The sequence below is a fragment of the Bradyrhizobium sp. Kon37 genome, from assembly GCF_055807535.1.
The window spans coordinates 1-427 of record NZ_JBVVOY010000146.1; the positions used below are offsets into that span (position 1 = coordinate 1).

Consider the following 427-nt stretch of genomic DNA (forward strand, 5'->3'; position numbering starts at 1 on the left):
GCGGGTCATTCTTGAAATTACCCCCGCTGTGCTGTCCACCTTTTTTACCTGCTTCTGATGCTCTTTCGCGGTCTTCTGCAAAATTGCCGGAACCGCCTCGATGGTTTGCCATTACTGACCTCCGTCTGGGTATAGACATCATATTGCATAGAATTAACGCGGCGTATGGCGGCTGCCATATTTTCGCTACGTGGGACTAAGCTTAGTGAACTGACGCGGGCAGACCCGCGTTTGGTAATATCCTGCAACAGCTTCTTAGCGAGAATAGATATCATCTCCAATAATTATCCATAAGCCGCTCTTATGATTAAAAAAACGCGATGAGATAAAAATGTGTCATTTTGCGACAAAATTACGTGCTTGTGAAAGTTGTTATAAATCAAATAAGTGGTTGTGAAATTTGCACTCTGAAAAGGACGTCTTATCT

The 427-nt window shown here is 43.6% G+C and carries 1 protein-coding gene; it reads right to left on the reverse strand.

Going from position 1 to position 427, the window contains the following annotated elements; translation table 11 throughout:
* Window positions 1-142, reverse strand: a 142-nt coding sequence (locus AC0L3J_RS37525) for a con-10 family general stress protein (RefSeq protein ID WP_473350448.1), incomplete at its 3' end; no start/stop codon positions are given.
* Window positions 143-427 lie beyond the last annotated feature (285 nt).